This window comes from Streptomyces sp. bgisy027 (assembly GCF_057710365.1).
The window spans coordinates 1-3,893 of the sequence record NZ_JBYIVZ010000115.1; the positions used below are offsets into that span (position 1 = coordinate 1).

Sequence of the window (3,893 nt, forward strand, 5' to 3'; positions counted from 1 at the left end):
TGGTGGCTGCGGCGTCGGTGTCGGGTTGTTTGTGTTGCGGTGCTGGTGTGGGGTTGTGGTGGCCGCGGCGCCGGCGCCAGGTTGTCAGTGCTGCGGTGTGCGGTGCGGGCGTCAGGCAGGCAGGTGCCAGTTCGGGGCGACCGGAACCGGGGCGCGCCCGCGCCGCCGTACGACCCGGGCCCCGATCCCCAGCCCGACCCCGACCAGCGTCAGTACGACGCCGAGCGGGAACGCCGTCCCGATGACGGTGGGCAGGGCGTAGCCGTCGGTCGCGCGCCCGCGGATCTCGGACTCGGCGAAGGTGCCGCCCCGGTCGTCGAGAAAGGCCCGCGAATCACGGGCGTTCGCCCGGTTGTCACCCAGCAGGAACAGCCTCCCCTCGGGAACCCGGACGTCGTAGGCGGGAATCCCGGACCCGCCGCCCGCCTCCCCGCCCTTCAGATACGGCTCCTCGATCGGCTTTCCGTTCACGGTGACGCGCCCGGCCGTCCCCGTCCCGGTGCAGCAGGCCACTCGGTCGCCGCCCACGCCGATGACCCGCTTGACCACCAGCACGTCGAAGCCGTACCGGTCCGGCGCCGAGAGCAGCACGACGTCCCCGCGCCGCACCCCGCTCCCGTCGGTCCGCTCGTAGAAGATCCGGTCACCCGGCCCGTACGTCGGTCTCATGCTCTCGCTCGACACCACGGCGCCACCGAGACCGACCCGCGCATACGCGAGCCCGCCGACCCCCAACACCAGCCCCAGCAGACCCACTACGACGGCCGCGACCCCAAGTCTTCGCCCTGCCCCGGACATTGCGCCCCTCCCCACACGACCTCTCCTCACCGGGCCGATTGGCCGATCCCCTTACGCCCGCGCGGTGAGCGGGAGCGTAGCTGGCCGCTGTGACGCGGCGGTCCGGGCCCGCGTCCGTCCCGTGGACGCGGACCCGTTCGACGCGGTCAACCGACCTCGCGCAGCACCCCGAGCACGGCCGACTCGTCCGGCGCCGCAAGCAGCCGCTCCCGGAACTCCGCGTCCATCAACTTCCGCGACAGCAGCGCCAGAATCCGCAGATGCTCGTCACCCGCGGCCGCCTCCGGTACGGCGATCATGAACACGAGCCTCGCCTTCGTACCGTCCGGCGAACCCCACTCGACGCCCTCCGCGGACCTCGCGAAACCGACGACCGGCGCGCTCACCGCATCCGTCTTGGCATGCGGAATCGCGATCTCCTCACCGAGTCCGGTCGTCCCCTGCGCCTCCCGCCGCAGTGCCGTCGCGACCAACCCCTCCGGATCCACGACCTTCCCGGTCCGCCCCAGCAGCTCCGCCATCTCACGGATCGCGGCCTCCTTGCCGCCGGCACCGAGCCGAACCTTCACGGTCTGCTCGGTGAGATAGCCGGAGAGGACGCCGCCCGAGTCACCGCCGGCTTCGGCCGGTTCAGCCTCATCGACCGGTTCAGCCTCATCGACCGGTTCAGCCGGTTCAGCCGGTTCAGCCGGTTCGGCTGCGCCGGCTCCCCCGGTCGTGCCGACCCCATCCGCCGTGTCGGCTCCCTCGGCCGTGCTGGCCCCCTCGGCCGTGCTGGCCCCATCGGCCGTGCTGGCCCCATCGGCCGTGCTGGCTCCCTCGGCCGTGTCGGCTCCCTCCGCCCTGCTGGCTCCCTCGGCCGTGCTGGCTCCCTCGGCTGCGTCGGCTCCTTCGGAACGGTCGCCCGGCACACCGGTGCCGGCAGGCTCAGCCGGGCCGGTCTGCTTCGGCACGCCCCCTTGCTCCACGCCCCCTTGCTCCACGCCCCCTACGCCGGCACCACTGGCGCCCGCTCCAGCTTCAGTGCCGGCACCAGCGCCGGTCACCCCGACCCCGGCCCCCACCAGCACGGCCTCACGCGCACCCACACCCAAACCGGCGCCCGCTTCCCCGCGCCGCCTGCGCTCGCCCAGGTCGACGAGGGCGACCGTGGTCAGCGCGGTGACGGCCGCCCCGATCAGCACGGCCACGAAGAACATCGGGACCCCGCTCACCGCACCCAGCACGGCCACGATCGGCCCGCCGTGCGGCACCGCGTCCTCGACGCCGGCGACCCCGGCGATCGCACCGGCGACCGCGCCGCCCAGCATGTTGGCGGGGATGACCTGCGCGGGCCGCGCCGCCGCGAACGGAATCGCGCCCTCGGAGATGCCGAAGCAGCCCATGAACAGCGAGGCGAGCCCGGTCTCCCGCTCCTGCTCGGTGTACAGCCGTTTCCGTATCAGCGTGGCCAGGCCCTGGCCGAGCGGCATGACCGGGATCGCGGCCGCGCACATGCCCATGACCGTCTGGTTGCCGGTAGCGATGAGCCCGGCGCCGAACAGGAACGCCGTCTTGTTGACCGGCCCGCCCATGTCGAACGCGATCATGAGGCCCAGAATCGCCCCGAGCAGGATCGCGCTCGTGCCGGTCATCCCGCTGAGCCAGTCGGTCAGGTTCTCGAACACCCAGGAGATCGGCTTACCGATGACGTAGATGAAGAACATGCCGAGCGCGGTGGTCGCCACGATCGGGATCACGATGATCGGCATGATCGGCCGCGCGAACTTCGGGACCTTGACCTTCTTGATCCACAACACCAGATACCCGGCGAGGAACCCGGTCACGATCGCGCCGATGAACCCGGCGCCCGCCTTGGAGTCGTACAGCTCACCGGTGTTGGCGATCCAGCCACCGACCATGCCGGGCACGAGGGCCGGCCGATCGCCGATGGCGTACGCGATGTAACCGGACAGGATCGGCACCATCAACGTGAAGCCGATGACGCCGATGTTGTTGATGTCCATCCAGAAGGAGTCCTTCGGGATGACCAGACCGCCGGACGGGTCCGTGTGCCCGCCGAGCGACAGCGAGATCGCGATCAGCAGCCCGCCGACCACGACGAACGGGATCATGTAACTGACCCCGTTCATCAGCGCCTTGTACCCGACGCTCCGTTCCTTGCCGCCGCCGGGCGCGGGGGCCGTCGGGGCGCTCCCGGGTGTGTGCACCGGCGCCGACAGCACACGCTCGATCAGCTGCTCCGGGTGACGAATACCCTCGGCCACGCCGACGGTCAGCACCCGCTTGCCCGCGAAACGGCTCAGGTCCACGTCCTTGTCCGCGGCGACGATGACGCCGTCGGCATGCCTGACATCGTTGTCATCCAGAACGTTTTCAGCCCCGATGGACCCCTGCGTCTCCACCTTCATGTCGATGCCGCGGCTCTCGGCGGCCTGCGCGAGCTTTTCAGCCGCCATGTACGTGTGGGCGATGCCGGTCGGGCACGCGGTCACCGCGAGCAGCCTCAACCGCTGCTGCTCGCCACCGCCGCTGCCCGTGGGGGGAGGGCCGGCCGGAATGGTCACGTCGATCTCCTAACGCCGTCGTCGTGCGGAAGCGCCGTCCCGGACGCCCCGCAAGATCGATCAGATGTTCCGATCTCGAGGCATCCTGCCCCACCTCACCGCAGGCTCAAAGGGGTACGGCTTCCGGAACGTCCCGGTCTGCCTCCACCTGCGAACCCTTCGTTGGTGTCCTGTTATCGCTCCCGCACCCGACCGTCACCTGACCTGCCGCCAACGCCCGAGCGGCCTCTCTCCTTGCCCACCCCTGGCCCCCTTGATGGCTCGATCTGTTCGGAGGTGGACTGGGGACGGCCGGGCGTCCCGGTGTAGCTTGGGACAGAGCCAGACGTCGCTGCTGATGGCGGTCGGGCGGTCCCGACAAGGACCGGCCGAGGGAGAGAGGGCCTCCGACGGACTGCGCTGCGCGTACGCGGGCATGCCTGTGTCCTCTTCGGGCACCCCGGTGTCCGCCGCCGCGCAGACCAGCCGTACCCACCCTCGACCCAACCCCGAGGAGCAGCTCGTAATGACGACTGTCGAGAACCGACA

General features: G+C 70.8%; 3 protein-coding genes. 1 reads left to right on the plus strand and 2 read right to left on the minus strand.

What is annotated here, in order from left to right; genetic code table 11:
- Positions 1–111: 111 nt before the first annotated feature.
- Together lepB and AC3ETA_RS47555 are read right to left on the minus strand one after the other, a co-directional pair.
- Positions 112–798 carry a signal peptidase I gene (gene lepB / locus AC3ETA_RS47550; RefSeq protein ID WP_432199131.1) on the minus strand — a complete coding sequence of 229 codons (687 nt, stop codon included), beginning with the start codon at positions 796–798 and terminating at the stop codon, positions 112–114.
- Positions 799–944: 146 nt separating this feature from the next.
- The gene (locus AC3ETA_RS47555) at positions 945–3,365 is read right to left on the minus strand and encodes a fructose-specific PTS transporter subunit EIIC (RefSeq protein WP_432199132.1); all 2,421 of its coding nucleotides are present in this window, start codon (positions 3,363–3,365) and stop codon (positions 945–947) included.
- A gap of 310 nt (positions 3,366–3,675) precedes the next feature.
- Between AC3ETA_RS47555 and AC3ETA_RS47560 the strand changes: the two genes are divergently transcribed.
- On the plus strand, positions 3,676–3,893 hold a 218-nt coding region (locus tag AC3ETA_RS47560; RefSeq protein ID WP_432199133.1), incomplete at its 3' end, for a hypothetical protein.

What these genes read in the sequence shown, in the direction of transcription:
- lepB (WP_432199131.1), bottom strand. Translation starts at nt 798, where the DNA reads ATGTCCGGGGCAGGGCGAAGACTTGGGGTCGCGGCCGTCGTAGTGGGT.